This window comes from Arthrobacter sp. NPDC055138 (genome assembly GCF_053607305.1).
Genome location: NZ_JBSGTH010000005.1, coordinates 287,714 through 302,073, shown reverse-complemented (window position 1 = coordinate 302,073; position 14,360 = coordinate 287,714). Strand labels below are relative to the sequence as shown.

Here is a 14,360-nt window from a genome sequence, read left to right as displayed (position 1 = left end):
TATGGAGACTCTGCTCCTGACGGTTTACGTCCTCATCTGGCCGGTCATCGTGGCCGGCACCCTGTACGTGATTTCCCGCGGCTTCTTCAAGGAATGGGCCGAGTCGCGCCGCGAGGGCCGCAGCATCATCTAGCTGCCCCTCGGCGGAACCACTTTTCCCGAACGACGGCGGCTGCCTCGCCGGCATCGATGACCGTGGCATGGCTGCCCAGCCGCTTGCGCATGACGTCGATGGCCTGCGGGTTCTGGTCCACGCAGACGAACCGCCGGTCCAACCGGGCTGCCACCGCGCCGAGGGTCCCTGAGCCGGCGAAGAAGTCCAAGACCCAGTCGCCGGGCCGGCTGCTGGCGGCCACCATCCGGCGCAGCAGGCCTTCCGGCTTCTGCGTCGGGTACCCGGTTTTCTCCCGGCCGGTGGGGGAGACGATGGTGTGCCACCAGACATCGGTGGGCAGCTTGCCGCGTGCGGCCTTCTCCGCCGTCACCAGGCCTGGTGCCATGTAGGGCTCGCGGTCCACTTCGGTGTTATCGAAGTGGTAAGTCTTGGGGTTCTTCACGTAGACCAGGATGTTGTCGTGCTTGGCCGGCCAGCGATTGCGCGCACGGGCGCCGTAGTCGTAAGCCCAAATGATCTCGTTCAGGAAGCTCTCACGGCCGAACAAGATGTCCAGCAGCACCTTGGCATAGTGCACCTCGCGGTAGTCCAGGTGCAGGTACAGCGTGCCGTCGTCGGCCAGCAGCCGCCAGGCTTCGGACAACCGCGGTTCCAGGAATGACCAGTAGTCGTCGAAGGCGTCGTCATAGCTGGCGAGCGTGCCTTTGACCGTCTGGTAGGACCTTCCCTTGAAGCCGATCCGGTCACCTTCGCCGTCGGCGCTGCGGACCATCGAGGTCTGCTGCCGGCGCTGGACCCGCCCGGTGTTAAAGGGCGGGTCCAGATAGATCATGGTGAAAGCGCCGTCGGGCAGCGTGGGAAGGAAGTCGGCGTTGTCCGCCTCAACTACCAGCGAGCTGCCGTCCTGCGTCCACCGGGCGGCGGCCACTATTCCCCGCTGGCGCCGTCGGTGCCCTGCTGGGCCGCCTCATTGACGACCTCGCCGTTGCGGCGGCGGGTACGCGAGCGCTTCCGGCGCGGCTTCTCGGCGGAGGCGCCGGCCGGGCTCTCGGCCGGGGCTTCCTCGCCGCTGCGGCGCTGGCGGCGGTTGCCCGAGTCGGACCGGCCCTGCGGGCCGCCCTGGTGGGCGCCGGCGCGGCGTGACCCGCTGCGTCCGCCGTCCTGCCGCTGGCCGCCGGACCGCGCCGGGCGCTTTCCGGTCTCACCGAGGTCCTCGAGCTTTTCGGCGTCGATACCGGCGAGCTTGCGCTGGCTGCGCGGCAGCCTGCCCTTGGTGCCCTCGGGGATGTTCAGGTCCGAGTACAGATGCGGCGACGAGGAGTAGGTCTCCTGCGGTTCCGGAACGTCCAGGCCCAAGGCCTTGTTGATCAGGCCCCAGCGGGGCACATCGTCCCAGTCCACAAACGTGACGGCGGTGCCCTTGTTGCCGGCGCGGCCGGTGCGGCCCACCCGGTGCAGGTAGGTCTTCTCGTCCTCGGGGCACTGGTAGTTGATGACGTGCGTGACGTCCTCCACGTCGATGCCGCGGGCGGCAACATCGGTGGCGACCAAGACGTCCACCTTGTTGTTGCGGAAGGCGCGCAGAGCCTGTTCGCGGGCGCCCTGGCCAAGGTCACCGTGGATGGCGCCGGCGGCGAACCCGCGGTCCACCAGTTCCTCGGACAGCTTGGCGGCGGTGCGCTTGGTCTTGGTGAAGATGATGGTCCGGCCGCGGCCTTCGGCCTGCAGGATGCGGGCCACGACCTCGGACTTGTCCAGGTTGTGCGCACGGTAGACAACCTGGCGGATGTCCTTCTTGGTGATGCCTTCGTCGTCCGGGTCGGCGGCACGGATGTGCGTCGGCTGGGTCATGTACCGCCGGGCCATGGCAATGACCGGCCCCGGCATGGTGGCGGAGAAGAGCATGGTCTGGCGAACGGCCGGCGTCGCGGCCAACAGGGTCTCGACGTCCGGCAGGAAGCCCAGGTCCAGCATTTCGTCGGCCTCGTCCAGCACGACAATGCGGACGTTCTTCAGGCTCAGATGCTTCTGCCGGTGCAGGTCGATCAGCCGGCCCGGGGTGCCGACCACAACCTCCACGCCCTTCTGCAGCATCTCGATCTGCGGCTCGTAGGCGCGGCCGCCGTAGATGACGGCGACGCGCGCATTGCGCTGCTTGGACGCTGTGGTGAGGTCGTTGCTGACCTGAACCGCCAGTTCGCGCGTCGGCACGATGATCAGGGCCTGCGGTGCACCGGGCACCGGAAGCTTGTCGAAGCCGTCGTCATCCGGCCCCACAACCCGCTGCAGCGCCGGGATGCCGAAGCCCAGCGTCTTGCCGGTTCCGGTCTTGGCCTGGCCGATGATGTCGTGGCCGCCCAGGGCCACCGGCAGGGTCATGGCCTGGATCGGGAAGGGGTGGGTGATGCCGGCGTCGAAAAGCGAACGCACAATGTCCGCCCGGACATTGAAATCGGCGAAGGTCTGTTTGGGCAGCTCGTGCGGGCGTTCGTCCGAGGCCAACGAGGCCTCAACGGCGAGTTCTTCGGCGCTGTTGTCGGCGTGGATGAGCGTTTCGCCGCCCACTTGGATGTTGTCAGTGTTCAATTACATACCGTTCATTCAGGCGCCGACGCCGCCGGTGCTCAACGGTCCTGCCACAGATGATGGCGGCAGCGGAACAAAGCGGAAGCGTGGCGCAACCAGTGGAAGCCGATCGCGGGCTAACAACTGCTTTCCTCGCCGGCCAAAATGGCAACCAAGGAGGTTAAAGATCGCGTAGGGGCTGATCTGTTGATGGATTCAATTCACTCAATCAACGACCGGGCATCCAGTACTACACGATTAAGTCTACCGGTGCTGGGCAAACCGGGACTTTCGGCGCACCGAAGGGACGCTATCCCTCGGCCAATTCGAAGCGAAGGCGCCGTTCTTCAATGTCCGCCACGGACAACCGAACGCGCACGGTGGCCCCAGCCTCCAAAACCCCCGAGCACCGTGCGGTGACCGGCGGATCGCTCAGCTGCACCACGCCGTACGGCTCCTGGCCGCCGTTGCCCTGCCCGTTGCCGTTTCCGTTGCCTTTGCCCCGGCCCGCCACCAGGACTCTCCCGTTTCCGTTGCCGCTGCGGTTGCCTGGGCTTCCGTTGGCGCCGCCGTTTGAATGGCCGTTGCCGTTTCCATTGCCCGGGTTGCGGGTGCCGGTAATGACCACGGCGTCGAACTCTTCGCCCACCCGGTGGCTGAGCAGCGCCGTTTCCACCGCATCCAGCGCGGCGCGGTCCACCCGCCCCGCCAGCTGGTCGGAGGCCGCCATCAGCTTGGGCAATTCGTCCAGCGCGTCCCGCGCCCACTGCGGCACCGGGTCCCCGGCGCACAGGGCATGGCAGATCACCAGCACAAAGCGGTCCACCAGCCGGCGCAACGGAGCGGTGGTGTGTGCGTAGGGTGCGGCTATGGCTGCCTGGAGCTGTTCGGCAGGCAATTCGCCGTCGAACGGCGTGTAGCCGGCGCCGCGGAACAGCGTGGTGGCCGCATGCATCAGGGCCAGCTGCCGAGGATCGGTGGTGTCAAGGCTGCGAAGGTAGTCACCGTAGGCCACGTCCTGGGGCCACGGAAAGCCGAGGGCTTCGGTCTGCCGGCGGTACTGGGCTTCGGCCTCGGCATCCGGGCCCGGCATCGTGCGGAGGATGCCGATCCTGCCCTCCAACATGATCCGTGCCGCGGCCATCCCGGTCATCAGCGAGATCTGCGCGTTCCAATCCTCCACCGGCAGCGGGGGCTTGGTGACAATAAAGTAGTGCCGTCCGTCGTGGGCGATCTCCTGGTCCGGAACGTTGAGGCTGGCGCCGCCTCGTTCGCGTTCCAGTTGCACGCGCTTGAGGCCCACTTCCTTCAACAGCAGCAGCGTGGGGGCCGCGTCGCCCGAATTGATGTCCTGCTGCACCTGCTCATAGTTCAGCTTGGCCCGGGAACGCACTCGTGCGCGCTCCACCGTGGCCGCGGTGACGCGGGCACCGGCGTCGAGCTCGAAGCGCCACACATAGGCCGACCGCACCTGGTCCGCCAGCAACGATCCGGCCTCTTCACCGATGACGTCCGGATGCAGCGGGATCCGCCCGTCCGGGGCGTAAATGGTCTGGCCCCGCCGCCGCGTTTCGGCATCAAGTTCCCCACCGGCCGCCACGAAGGATGGAACGTCGGCGATCGCATACCAGACCGTATAGCCGCCGTCGCGGGTTTCGATGTACATCGCCTGGTCCAAGTCGGTAGAGGACGGCGGGTCGATGGTGACGAACTCCAGCGACGTCAGATCCGTCTCCGGCAGTCGATGGGCGGCAACGGCGGCCTCCGCTTCGGCCAGTGCGCCCGCGTCGAAGTCCTGCGGCAGGTCGAACTCTGTCCGCAGGTCGTTCAGCACCCGGGCCAGCAGGTGCTGGGACTCATTGACCAAATGCGGGGACGGCACAGGGTTAGCCTAACGTCAGCCGCGTCGAATTGGGACGCTACCCTTGAATTCATGAGCACCGAGAGCACCGTGCCCGCGGCGGCCGGAGAGGACTCCGACCGCCGCCGGCAGTTCCTGATCGATCTGTACGGCGTCATGGCCTATGGCGAATTGTCCGCCTTCGAGCGGTTTTCCTCCGACGCACGTTTTTCGCCCACGTTGCACGATCGCGCTGCGGTGGGGCGGCTGGCCGTGACCGAGTTTGAACATTTCGAGGCGGTGGCCGCCCAGCTTGAGCAACTCGGTGTTGACGTGGAGACGGCGATGGCTCCGTTCCAGCCATCCATCGATGCGTTCCATGACCGGACCCGGCCGGCCGACTGGTATGAATCCCTGATGAAGGCCTATGTCACCGACGGCGTGCTGGGCGACTTCTACCTGCACATCGCCGGAGCGCTCGACAGTGAGACGCAGAAGCTGGTGGCCAGGATCAAGGAAAACACCGAACAGATTTCCATGATCGCGGCCAGGCTCAAGCAGGTGCTGGCCGACGATCCGCGGCTGTCCTCGCGACTGGCGTTGTGGGGGCGCCGGCTGGTGGGCGAAGCGCTGACCCAGGCCCAGCGGATCGGGATTGAGCGGGCCGTCCTGAGCGAGCTGATGCGTGGACAGGACCCGGACCGGCAGGCGCAGGCCACCGGAGAGCTGTTTGCCCAGCTCACCCAGAACCACTCCCGGCGGATGAACGATCTGGGCCTGACGGCTTGAGCGGGACCCTTTAAAGCTGGGGGGATCGCCGGTAGGCTGACGGTGGCCGCCTTCGAGTGCGCTCGCCGGCTTTTCGCCGCGGAGCCCGGCGGCCGGATCTGGCCCTGCAGCAGACCGGGAGGACATCGTGGGACGTGCCAAGGACGTACTGAGCAGCGAAGAGATTGACCGGCAGCTCATCGGGCTGCCGCAGTGGCGCTATGCGGGCGGGGCGCTGGTCAGCGTGTTCACGCTGGACAACGGGCGCGAGGCGCTGAATTTCATCGCCTCCGTCGGCGACCTGGCCGAGGAGCAACAGCACCACCCGGACTTGGACTGGCGGTACAACAAGGTTTTCCTGCGGTTCACCTCGCACGACGCCGATGCCGAAGTTACCACCCGCGACGTGTCCGCGGCGGCAGCGGTCAGCGTGCTGGCGGGGAAGCTCTCCGCGGACGCGGACCCGGACGCTTACCCGGGGTAGCCTGGCTCAGCCCAACAGGGCGGTCAGGCGCTCGGTGTCCCGCTGCACGCGGCGGCGCCCAATCAACCAGGCGCCAACCCACGCAGCGGGAATGGATACCGCCATCGGCAGCAGCCATGACAGGTAGTGCACGCCGGGCTCCGATCCCAGCCCTGCGGCCATCAGGATGAACCAGAGCAGCACCGCCGCCGCCACCGCTATGCCCGGCAGCAGCAGCACGCCATAGGCGTTCCGGCGGGAGTCCACAGCCCACGCCGTGAATCCGACGGCGGCGGCCACCAGCAGCAGCAGGACCAGCGGGACCACGACGCCTAGAGTGCGCCGAAACCGACGGGGCGGGGGCCTTCGGCGCCGATTTCAATGTAAGCCAGCACGTTGGACGGGATGATGACCAGGCGGCCCTTGGAATCGGTCAGGCGCAGTTCGGCGCCGCCGTTCATGGCCCGGCTGGCAATCTCGGCCACCTCGTCCGGCGACTGCGCCGAATCGAGCACGATTTCACGGCCGACGTTCTGCATGCCGATCTTCACTTCCACGCTGATGCCTCCTGCTTGAATGCTGTGTGTGGGTAGGTTCCCTACTGGCGAATCTATCCTAGGGTTCCTTCGGGAAGCGTGAAATTCCGCGCCAAGCTAAACGGTAGATCAGTTCGCTGGCGGCATCTTGGTCCAGATCGCCGCCGGCACGCAGCCAATGCCGCGCACTGATCTGCGCCATGCCGGCCAGGGCACGGCCCAGCAGTGTGGCCTCCACCTCGGACAGCTTGGTGTCCTCGGCGATGACTTCGGCGATGGCGCTGGCCAGCCTCGCGTTGAAATCCTCCAGCCGGGAGCTGACATCCGGATCGTTGTTCAGATCGGATTCGAAGACCAGTCGGTGTGCCTGACTGTCCTGCGCGATGAACTGGTAGTAGGCCCGGATGGTGGCGTGCACCCGCAGCTTGTTGTCCGTGGTCGAATTCAGTGCGGCCATCAACATGGCGTTCAGCGATTCCAAATGGTGATCCAGCAGCGCCAAGTACAGCTCCCGTTTGCCCGGGAAGTGCTGGTAGAGCACCGGTTTGCTCACGTGTGCGGCGTCCGCGATCTCGTCCATCGCCGCGGCGTGGTAACCGTTGGCCACGAACACCTCGTGCGCCGCCTGCAGCAACTGGCGCCGCCGTTCCTCCCGGGGCAGTCGGGTGGGCCGGGCAGCGGGGCGGGGTTCTGTAGTCACGGCGGTACACGGCCTCTTCCGGCGCTCGGTGGGTAAACCAGCGCCACAATGCAGTAGGTGTCAGTCCCGACCAGTTTACGCACCAGTAACCGTCCAGCGGCGTAGATTGGAACAATGACCACCCAGGAAACCGGGCAGCTGCCGCCGCTGGTGGAACCGGCCGCGGCGCTCAGCAAGGACGAGACCGAACGCTACTCGCGGCATTTGATCATTCCGGAAGTAGGCATGATTGGCCAGCTGCGGCTGAAAAACGCCAAAGTCCTGGTGATCGGCGCCGGCGGTCTGGGCTCGCCGGCCATGCTGTATCTGGCGGCAGCGGGCGTGGGCCGCATTGGAATTGTGGACGACGACGACGTGGAGGTCAGCAACCTGCAGCGCCAGGTGATCCACGGCGTGGCCGATCTGGGGCGCAGCAAGGCGGCCTCGGCCAGGGACAGCATTCTGGCGCTGAACCCCGGTGTGGACGTAGTGCTGCACGAGGTCCGGCTGGACTCGGGCAACGCGCTGGAAATCTTCGCCGGTTACGACGTGATCCTGGATGGGACCGACAACTTTGCCACCAGGTATCTGGTCAACGATGCCGCCGCGCTGCTGGGCAAACCCTACGTGTGGGGATCCATCCTCAGATTCGACGGACAGGTCAGTGTCTTCTGGGACGCCTACGGTCCGAACTACCGCGATCTCTACCCGGAGGCGCCGCCGCCCGGGTCGGTGCCGTCGTGCGCCGAGGGCGGCGTGCTGGGCGTGCTGTGCGCGCAGATCGGCTCCGTCATGGTGAACGAAGCGATCAAGCTGATCACTGGGATCGGCCGGACGCTGCTGGGACGCGTGCTGATCTTCAATGCCCTCCAGATGAGCTGGCGCGAACTCAAGGTGCGTAAGGATCCGGACGCCGAACCGATCACCCGGTTGGTCGACTACGAGGCCTTTTGCGGGGTGGCTCCGGCGCGTGAGGTGGACGGCGGCCACGCCGTGGACGCGCGTACCCTCTCCCGCATGCTGGCCGACCGTGATGCGGGCAAGCGGGATTTCCAGCTGATTGACGTCCGGGAGCCCGGTGAATACGAGGTGGTCAACATTCCCGGGGCGGTGATCATCCCGAAGGGCCGGATCCTGTCCGGCGAGGCACTCGACGACCTGCCGCGGGAGCAGGAGTTGGTGTTCCACTGCAAATCGGGGGGCCGCTCATCCGAGGTGCTGGAAAACCTGCTGGCGCAGGGCTATACCCGGGTGTCCCACCTGGACGGAGGAATCCTGGCCTGGGTCAGGGACGTGGAGCCGGCCAAGCCGGTGTACTGAGGCCGCGCCTGCGGATGTGGGGCCAGACCGCTGCCCGGGGGCAGCGAATCAGGCGGTGGCTGCGTCGTCGTCGTGCACCACTGCCACCGGACAGGAGGCGGCATCCGCCGCTGCCGGCAGCGCCGGTTCCTCCACCGTGATGCCGTAGAGCGCTTCCAGCGCGGCAATGTAGCGGTCCTGCTCGCCGCTGGCGGCAAGCTCGCGCGCCCGCACGGTGGGCAGGTGCAGCAGTTGCTTGACCATGCGGCGCATGGCGAATTCGACTTCCTGGGCCGGGCCGGTGCAGCCGTGCTGGGAGCGGACCTTTTCCAGCTCGCTTTCCAGCACCTGCATGGTGTGTTTGCGCAGCGCCACGATGGCCGAGTCCACGCTGCGTGCCTGCTGGCTGGCCTCGAAGCTGCGGGCCGCGGTGGCGACGATTTCCGCCGCCTGCTGGACCGATTCCGCCTGTTCCTCGGGAGCTGCCATGCGCACGGATTCCAGCGTGATCAGTTCCACGCCGTCCAAGCCGCCTACGGCAGGGTCGAAGTCGTGGCTCAGCGCCAGGTCAATGATGGTCAGCGGCTTGTCCACGCCGGCGCGGACGCGGGCCACGCGGTCGGCGCTGACCTGGTTGTCGCCGCCGCTGCAGCCGATGACCACGTCGGCGGCGGCGATGGCCGGGCCCAACGCAGCATGCGTCAACGGCGCGCCGCCGCGGGTCTCGGTGAAGGTTTCGGCGCGTCCGGACGAGGAGTAGACGCTGATCTGGCTGCAGCCGCGCTCACGCAGCAGCGCCATGGTGGCCCCGGCGTACGCGCCGGTTCCGAAGAGCACAACCTTCTTGCCGGACCAGTCCTTGTCTGCCGCCAGATCCGTGGCCAAGTCGAGGGCGACGGAAACGATCGAGAGCCCGCGGCCGCCGAGCGCGGTCTGCGTGCCGACGTCCTTGGCTGTGCGGGACGCGGTCTGGAACAAGCGGACCAGTCCGCCGCTGGCCGTGCCCTTCTCTTGGGCTTCGATCAGCGCCCGGCGCACCTGGCCGGCCACCTCGCGTTCGCCGACAACGGCCGAATCGAGGCCGGCCCCGACGGCGAACAAGTGGCGGGCAACGTCCTCGCCGGTATTCAGGTCGAAGGAGTCGGCCACCAGCGATTCGTCAAGACCCGAGCTGCGGCTGATCTGTTCGATCAGGGCGGCGCGGGCGGATTCCAGATCGGATTCGCTCTCGGCCTCGCAGTACACTTCCACCCGGTTGCAGGTGGCCAGGACAACGGCGCCGGCGACCGGGGAGCCGTCCGCGAGCACGTCTGTATCGATCCGGGAGGTGCCGGCGCTCAGGCGGGCCACCGTTTCCAGATCGACCTTGGAATGGGTTGCAACGAGTGAAAGTAAGACCACAGCGCCTCTATCTTAGCGGGAAGGAAGCCTCAGCTCATTCAAGCTTCGCCCATTAACCCTGCGTTAACCTGCAGACTGCCGTGCCAACGACGGTGATATTGCCCACTCCGGCCTGCGGGAAGCCGGATTATGGGCCGGGTGCGGCTCCTCCGGGTTGGCCAGAAGTGCGGCCGCTGGATGAGAATCTATGTCATGACACTGAATGCTTCCCATCCCTTGATGGACGGGCGTACCGCCGACTCCGACCTGATCACCGCCTACCGCGGCGGCAAACCCGGCCGCCGTCCGGTCTGGTTCATGCGGCAGGCCGGGCGGTCCCTGCCCGAATACCGGGAAGCACGCCAAGGCATCGCCATGCTCGATTCCTGCCTGAAGCCGGAGCTTGCCGCCGAGATCACGCTGCAGCCGGTGCGGCGCCACGACGTGGACGCCGGAATCTTCTTCTCCGACATCGTCATCCCGCTGAAGCTGGCCGGGGTGGACGTGGACATCGTTCCCGGCGTCGGGCCGGTCCTGGGCGCCCCGGTCCGCACCGCCGCCGACGTCGCGGCGTTGCCGGAGCTGACGGACGAGGCACTGGAACCGATCCGTGAAGCGGTCCGGCTGACCGTGGCCGAGCTGGGCAAGAAGCCGCTGATCGGTTTCGCCGGCGCACCGTTTACGCTTGCGGCGTACATGGTGGAGGGCCGGCCGTCCCGCGACCACCTGGGCCCCCGCACCATGATGCACTCGGACCCGGAGACCTGGAATGCGCTGGCCGCTTGGGCGGCCGACGCGTCCGGCAAGTTCCTGCGCGCCCAGCTGGAAGCGGGAGCCAGCGCCGGGCAGCTGTTCGATTCCTGGGCCGGTTCGCTGTCGCTGGCGGACTACCGGCGGCGGGTGGCGCCGGCATCGACCCGCGCCCTTGACCACGTCCGCGGCCTGGGTGTCCCGCTGGTCCACTTCGGCACCGGCACCTCGGAACTGCTGGTCGCCATGCGCGATGTCGGCGCCGACGTGATCGGCGTTGACTACCGGTTGCCGCTGGACGAGGCAAACCGACGGCTGGGCGGCCGCACGCCGCTGCAGGGCAACATCGACCCGGCGCTGCTGTCGGCACCGTGGGAGGTCCTCGAAGCCCATGTCCGCGATGTGCTGGCCTCAGGCAGCGCCGCCCCCGGCCACGTGGTCAACCTGGGCCACGGCGTGCCGCCGGAAACCGACCCGACGGTGCTGACCCGCGTGGTCGAGCTGATCCACTCGGTGGCCCCGTAATCATGCAGCACCCCGACCCGCAGCACGCACCCGGCCGCCACGAACGGCACGGCGGGCGCAAACCCAAGCCGAGCACCGCCGTCGTCATCGGTGGCGGAATAGCCGGCCTGGTGTCCGCGCGCGAACTGGCCCTGGCCGGCGTCGAGGTGACGGTCCTTGAGCGCAGCCCCAGGTTCGGCGGCTGCGTCACGCGGCACGAAGTCGGCGGGCTGACGCTCGACGCCGGTGCCGAGTCGTTCGCCACCCGCTCCAGCGTGGTGTCCGACCTTGTCGCCGAGCTGGGGCTGGGCGCCGAGCTTGTGCAGCCGAACCCGGCCGGCGCCTGGATCCACCTGCCCGACGGCGCCCAGCGGCTGCCCAAAACGGGCGTGCTCGGCATCCCCGCGGACCCCTCGGATCCGGACGTGGTGCAGGCGATCGGCCGCCGGGCTGCGCTGCGCGCTTCCGGCGACAAGGTCATGCCGCTGGGATCGTTGCTGCGCCGCGAACAGCTCAGCCTGGGCGAGCTGGTGCGGACCCGGATGGGCGATGCCGTGCTGCAGAAACTGGTGGCACCGGTGGTCGGCGGAGTGTATTCGGCGGATCCGGATGTTCTGGAAGTGGATTCGGTGATGCCGGGGCTGCGTGCCTCGGTGGCTTCGCACGGTTCGCTGACTGCCGCGGTGCGTGCCATCCGCAAGGCGGCCCCGGCCGGATCCAACGTGGCAGGCATTGCCGGCGGAATGGGACGGCTGACCGAGGCGCTGCTGGCGGACCTGAAGTCACGCCACGTTTCGCTGCACGCCGGGGCGGCGGCCACCGCCCTCACCCAGCACGACGACGGGTGGCTGGTGGAGTCTGCGGCGGGCACCTTCGCCGCGGACGCGGTGATGATGGCCGCCGACGGGCGTGCAGCTGTCCGCCTGCTGGCCGGAACGGTGCCGGGCCTGGCCGGTCTGGAACCCGAAGCCGGACCCTCGGTGGCGCTGGTGACATTGGTGGTGGACCTGCCGGAGCTGGATGCCATGCCGCGCGGCACCGGTCTGCTGGTGGCGCCCTCGGTGCAAAACGTCAAGGCGAAGGCGCTCACCCATGCCACCGCCAAGTGGCCGTGGCTGGCGGACGAAGCCGGTCCGGGTAGCCACGTGCTGCGGTTGTCCTTTGGGCGCGCGGTGGGGCAGCAGGGCGCCGAGGACTTCACCGGCTGGAACGACGACGAGCTCTACCGGCAGGCGCTGGCGGATGCCAGCACCCTGATGGGTGTGGGCATCGGCGACGACGACGTGGTGGGTTGGAAGGTGGTGCGCTGGATCGGTGCACTGCCGTCCGCAACGCTGGGGCACCGCGACCGGGTGGCCGCGGTGCGCCGCGAACTGGCCGCGCATACCGGGGTGGACGCGACCGGCGCCTGGCTGGCCGGCACCGGTTTGGTGGCGGTGGTGGGCGACGCACGCCGCCGCGCGCGGGAGTTGGCCGCCCGGCTGCAACCCGCAGCCTGATCTTCTACAATGTGTAGAAGCAGAGTTTTCGATTAATTACGATGCAGAAGGCAGACTGGTAAGCATGAGCGAATCGGCAAAGTCAGAGTCAGCAACCACCGCCGCCGGCGGCACCGACGAGGAGCTGTTCTACACCCTCTGGACGGTATTCAAGCGCACCGGTGCGCCGGCAGATCCGTCCGCTGTGGCAGCGTTCGATGAAACGGTTGCAGAACTGGCCGGCCGCAAGGTCACGCTGCGCGGCGCCTACGATGTGTCCGCCATGCGCGAAGACGCCGACGTGATGATCTGGCTGCACGGCCCGCAGCCGGACGAGCTCCAGGCCGCCGTGCGCGCGATCCGCCGCACCGGGCTGTTCGCCGCCACCGAACTCGTGTGGTCCGCGATGGGTGTCCACCGCGACGCCGAGTTCAGCAAGAACCACGCGCCGGCTTTCTCGCTCGGCAAAGAGCCGGAAGCCTGGCTCTGCGTGTACCCGTTCGTGCGCTCCTACGAGTGGTACCTGCTGCCCGCCGAGGAACGCGGCAAGATGCTGCGCGACCACGGCATGCTCGGCCGCGACTACCCGCAGGTGCTCGCCAACACCGTTGCCTCCTTCGCCCTGGGCGACTGGGAATGGATCCTGGGCCTGGAAGCTCCCGAGCTGATCGACCTGGTGGACCTGATGCGCCACCTGCGCTACACGGACGCCCGCAACCATGTGCGCGAAGAGATTCCGTTCTACACCGGCAAGCGCATCAGCACCGCCGAGATCGCCGAGGTGCTGCGGTGAGCCAGCCAGCCGAAGCCACCTTCGACCCGCGTGCCGGCGTGGCGCCCGACGGGACCATGCAGCCGAAGAACTATGACGCCCTGCTGCTGGCCTCCTTCGGCGGGCCCGAGGGCCAGGACGACGTGATCCCGTTCCTGCGCAATGTCACCAGCGGCCGCGGCATCCCCGACGAACGGCTCGAGGAAGTCGCCACCCACTACCGCGCCAACGGCGGCGTCAGTCCGATCAACGCACAGAACCGTGCGCTGAAGTCGGCCCTGGAAGCAGAGCTGGCCCGCCGCGGGATCAACCTGCCGGTGCTCTGGGGCAACCGGAACTGGAACCCCTACATCACCGACGTTTTCAAGGAAGCGTACGACGCCGGCCATCGCCGCGTGCTTGCCGTGAGCACCAGCGCGTACTCCGGCTACTCCAGTTGCCGGCAGTACCGTGAGGACTTCGGCATGGCACTGGTGGAGACCGGGCTGGCCGGAAAGCTGGAAGTGGACAAGGTCCGCCAGTACTTCGACCACCCGGGATTCGTGGAACCGTTCGTGGAAGGACTGGCCGAGGGGCTGAACCGGGTCCGTGCCGAGCTGGCCGCACAGGGTGCCGAGGACGCGCCCGTCCACATCCTGTTCGCCACCCATTCCATTCCGACCGGGGACGCCGAGAACGCCGGACCCCGCGGCGTGGAGTACGAGGGTGGCAGCGCCTACGTGGCGCAGCACCTGGCCACCGCGCGAGCGGTACTGGACCGGGTACCGGAAGCCGCCGGCGTCGATTGGTCGTTGGTCTATCAGTCCCGCTCCGGCGCTCCGCATGTGCCGTGGCTGGAACCGGACATCAACGACGCAATCGAGGAACTGCCGGCGCACGGCGTGAAGGGCGTGGTCATCGTTCCGCTGGGCTTTGTCAGCGACCACATGGAGGTGGTCTGGGACCTGGACACCGAGGCGCTGGAAACCTGCCGCAACCTCGGCCTGGCCGCAGCCCGCATCCCGACGCCGGGCGTACACCAAAAATTCGTCGAGGGCCTGGTGGACCTGGTCTGCGAACGGACGCTGGAGCAGCACAAGGCCGAGCGTCCCGCGCTGTCCGCGCTGGGCCCCTGGATGGACGTCTGCATGCCCGGCTGCTGCGCCAACCGCCGCGGCGAGAAGCCGACCGTCGCGGGCATGGATTCGACCGTCGGGGTGACGCAGCCATGA

Annotated in this window: 15 protein-coding genes; 8 read left to right on the top strand and 7 right to left on the bottom strand. The window is 67.7% G+C overall.

The window, feature by feature from the left end:
• The first annotated feature begins 1 nt into the window (after position 1).
• Entirely contained in the window at positions 2-133 is a 132-nt protein-coding gene (locus ACWF5H_RS14455; RefSeq protein ID WP_240691681.1) for a putative transporter small subunit, read from the top strand.
• Here the strand turns inward: ACWF5H_RS14455 and ACWF5H_RS14450 are convergent.
• The 3 genes from ACWF5H_RS14450 to ACWF5H_RS14440 all read right to left on the bottom strand — a co-directional run bounded on the left by ACWF5H_RS14450 (position 126) and on the right by ACWF5H_RS14440 (position 4,562).
• Complete coding sequence (locus ACWF5H_RS14450) at positions 126-1,043, bottom strand: DNA-methyltransferase (RefSeq protein WP_452037656.1); 918 nt, start codon at positions 1,041-1,043, stop codon at positions 126-128. The genes ACWF5H_RS14455 and ACWF5H_RS14450 overlap by 8 nt on opposite strands.
• Complete coding sequence (locus ACWF5H_RS14445; protein ID WP_452037783.1) at positions 1,043-2,662, bottom strand: DEAD/DEAH box helicase; 1,620 nt, start codon at positions 2,660-2,662, stop codon at positions 1,043-1,045. The genes ACWF5H_RS14450 and ACWF5H_RS14445 overlap by 1 nt, the downstream gene beginning before the upstream one ends.
• 328 nt (positions 2,663-2,990) lie before the next feature.
• Positions 2,991-4,562: an RNB domain-containing ribonuclease gene (locus ACWF5H_RS14440; protein WP_452037655.1), complete on the bottom strand. Its 1,572-nt coding sequence runs from the start codon at positions 4,560-4,562 to the stop codon at positions 2,991-2,993.
• A gap of 51 nt (positions 4,563-4,613) precedes the next feature.
• Between ACWF5H_RS14440 and ACWF5H_RS14435 the strand changes: the two genes are divergently transcribed.
• The gene (locus tag ACWF5H_RS14435) at positions 4,614-5,309 is read left to right on the top strand and encodes a ferritin-like fold-containing protein (RefSeq protein WP_127511297.1); all 696 of its coding nucleotides are present in this window, start codon (positions 4,614-4,616) and stop codon (positions 5,307-5,309) included.
• A 127-nt stretch (positions 5,310-5,436) separates the two neighbouring features.
• Positions 5,437-5,772 (top strand): 4a-hydroxytetrahydrobiopterin dehydratase, encoded by a 336-nt coding sequence (locus ACWF5H_RS14430; RefSeq protein ID WP_127511298.1) that lies wholly within the window; start codon positions 5,437-5,439, stop codon positions 5,770-5,772.
• Positions 5,773-5,778: 6 nt separating this feature from the next.
• On the opposite strand, the gene ACWF5H_RS14425 is transcribed toward ACWF5H_RS14430, so the two are convergent.
• Genes ACWF5H_RS14425 through ACWF5H_RS14415 form a run of 3 tightly spaced genes read right to left on the bottom strand, consistent with a single transcriptional unit; the run spans position 5,779 to position 6,987 of the window.
• Positions 5,779-6,078, bottom strand: a complete 300-nt coding sequence (locus ACWF5H_RS14425) for a hypothetical protein (protein ID WP_452037652.1) — start codon at positions 6,076-6,078, stop codon at positions 5,779-5,781.
• Between the two features lie 5 nt (positions 6,079-6,083).
• Positions 6,084-6,308 carry a DUF3107 domain-containing protein gene (locus ACWF5H_RS14420; protein WP_353915497.1) on the bottom strand — a complete coding sequence of 75 codons (225 nt, stop codon included), beginning with the start codon at positions 6,306-6,308 and terminating at the stop codon, positions 6,084-6,086.
• A gap of 58 nt (positions 6,309-6,366) precedes the next feature.
• Complete coding sequence (locus tag ACWF5H_RS14415; protein ID WP_364648178.1) at positions 6,367-6,987, bottom strand: TetR/AcrR family transcriptional regulator; 621 nt, start codon at positions 6,985-6,987, stop codon at positions 6,367-6,369.
• A 114-nt stretch (positions 6,988-7,101) separates the two neighbouring features.
• On the opposite strand from ACWF5H_RS14415, the gene moeB reads away from it, so the two are divergent.
• On the top strand, positions 7,102-8,286 hold the full coding sequence (gene moeB / locus ACWF5H_RS14410) for a molybdopterin-synthase adenylyltransferase MoeB (protein WP_452037649.1): 1,185 nt from the start codon (positions 7,102-7,104) through the stop codon (positions 8,284-8,286).
• Positions 8,287-8,334: 48 nt separating this feature from the next.
• On the opposite strand, the gene ACWF5H_RS14405 is transcribed toward moeB, so the two are convergent.
• Positions 8,335-9,666 (bottom strand): glutamyl-tRNA reductase, encoded by a 1,332-nt coding sequence (locus ACWF5H_RS14405; RefSeq protein ID WP_452037648.1) that lies wholly within the window; start codon positions 9,664-9,666, stop codon positions 8,335-8,337.
• Positions 9,667-9,858: 192 nt separating this feature from the next.
• On the opposite strand from ACWF5H_RS14405, the gene hemE reads away from it, so the two are divergent.
• From hemE to ACWF5H_RS14385, 4 genes are all read left to right on the top strand, one after another.
• The gene (gene hemE, locus ACWF5H_RS14400; protein WP_452037646.1) at positions 9,859-10,920 is read left to right on the top strand and encodes a uroporphyrinogen decarboxylase; all 1,062 of its coding nucleotides are present in this window, start codon (positions 9,859-9,861) and stop codon (positions 10,918-10,920) included.
• 2 nt (positions 10,921-10,922) lie between these two features.
• The gene (gene hemG, locus ACWF5H_RS14395; RefSeq protein ID WP_452037644.1) at positions 10,923-12,398 is read left to right on the top strand and encodes a protoporphyrinogen oxidase; all 1,476 of its coding nucleotides are present in this window, start codon (positions 10,923-10,925) and stop codon (positions 12,396-12,398) included.
• A gap of 64 nt (positions 12,399-12,462) precedes the next feature.
• Positions 12,463-13,170 (top strand): hydrogen peroxide-dependent heme synthase, encoded by a 708-nt coding sequence (gene hemQ, locus ACWF5H_RS14390; RefSeq protein ID WP_364648191.1) that lies wholly within the window; start codon positions 12,463-12,465, stop codon positions 13,168-13,170.
• A gap of 56 nt (positions 13,171-13,226) precedes the next feature.
• On the top strand, positions 13,227-14,360 hold the full coding sequence (locus tag ACWF5H_RS14385; protein WP_452037782.1) for a ferrochelatase: 1,134 nt from the start codon (positions 13,227-13,229) through the stop codon (positions 14,358-14,360).

Bases quoted from the DNA above. Each gene is read 5' to 3' on its own strand.
- hemG (WP_452037644.1), top strand. From the start codon at position 10,923: ATGCAGCACCCCGACCCGCAGCACGCACCCGGCCGCCACGAACGGCAC.
- hemE (WP_452037646.1), top strand. From the start codon at position 9,859: ATGACACTGAATGCTTCCCATCCCTTGATGGACGGGCGTACCGCCGAC.
- ACWF5H_RS14455 (WP_240691681.1), top strand. From the start codon at position 2: ATGGAGACTCTGCTCCTGACGGTTTACGTCCTCATCTGGCCGGTCATC.
- hemQ (WP_364648191.1), top strand. From the start codon at position 12,463: ATGAGCGAATCGGCAAAGTCAGAGTCAGCAACCACCGCCGCCGGCGGC.
- ACWF5H_RS14435 (WP_127511297.1), top strand. From the start codon at position 4,614: ATGAGCACCGAGAGCACCGTGCCCGCGGCGGCCGGAGAGGACTCCGAC.
- ACWF5H_RS14385 (WP_452037782.1), top strand. From the start codon at position 13,227: ATGCAGCCGAAGAACTATGACGCCCTGCTGCTGGCCTCCTTCGGCGGG.
- moeB (WP_452037649.1), top strand. From the start codon at position 7,102: ATGACCACCCAGGAAACCGGGCAGCTGCCGCCGCTGGTGGAACCGGCC.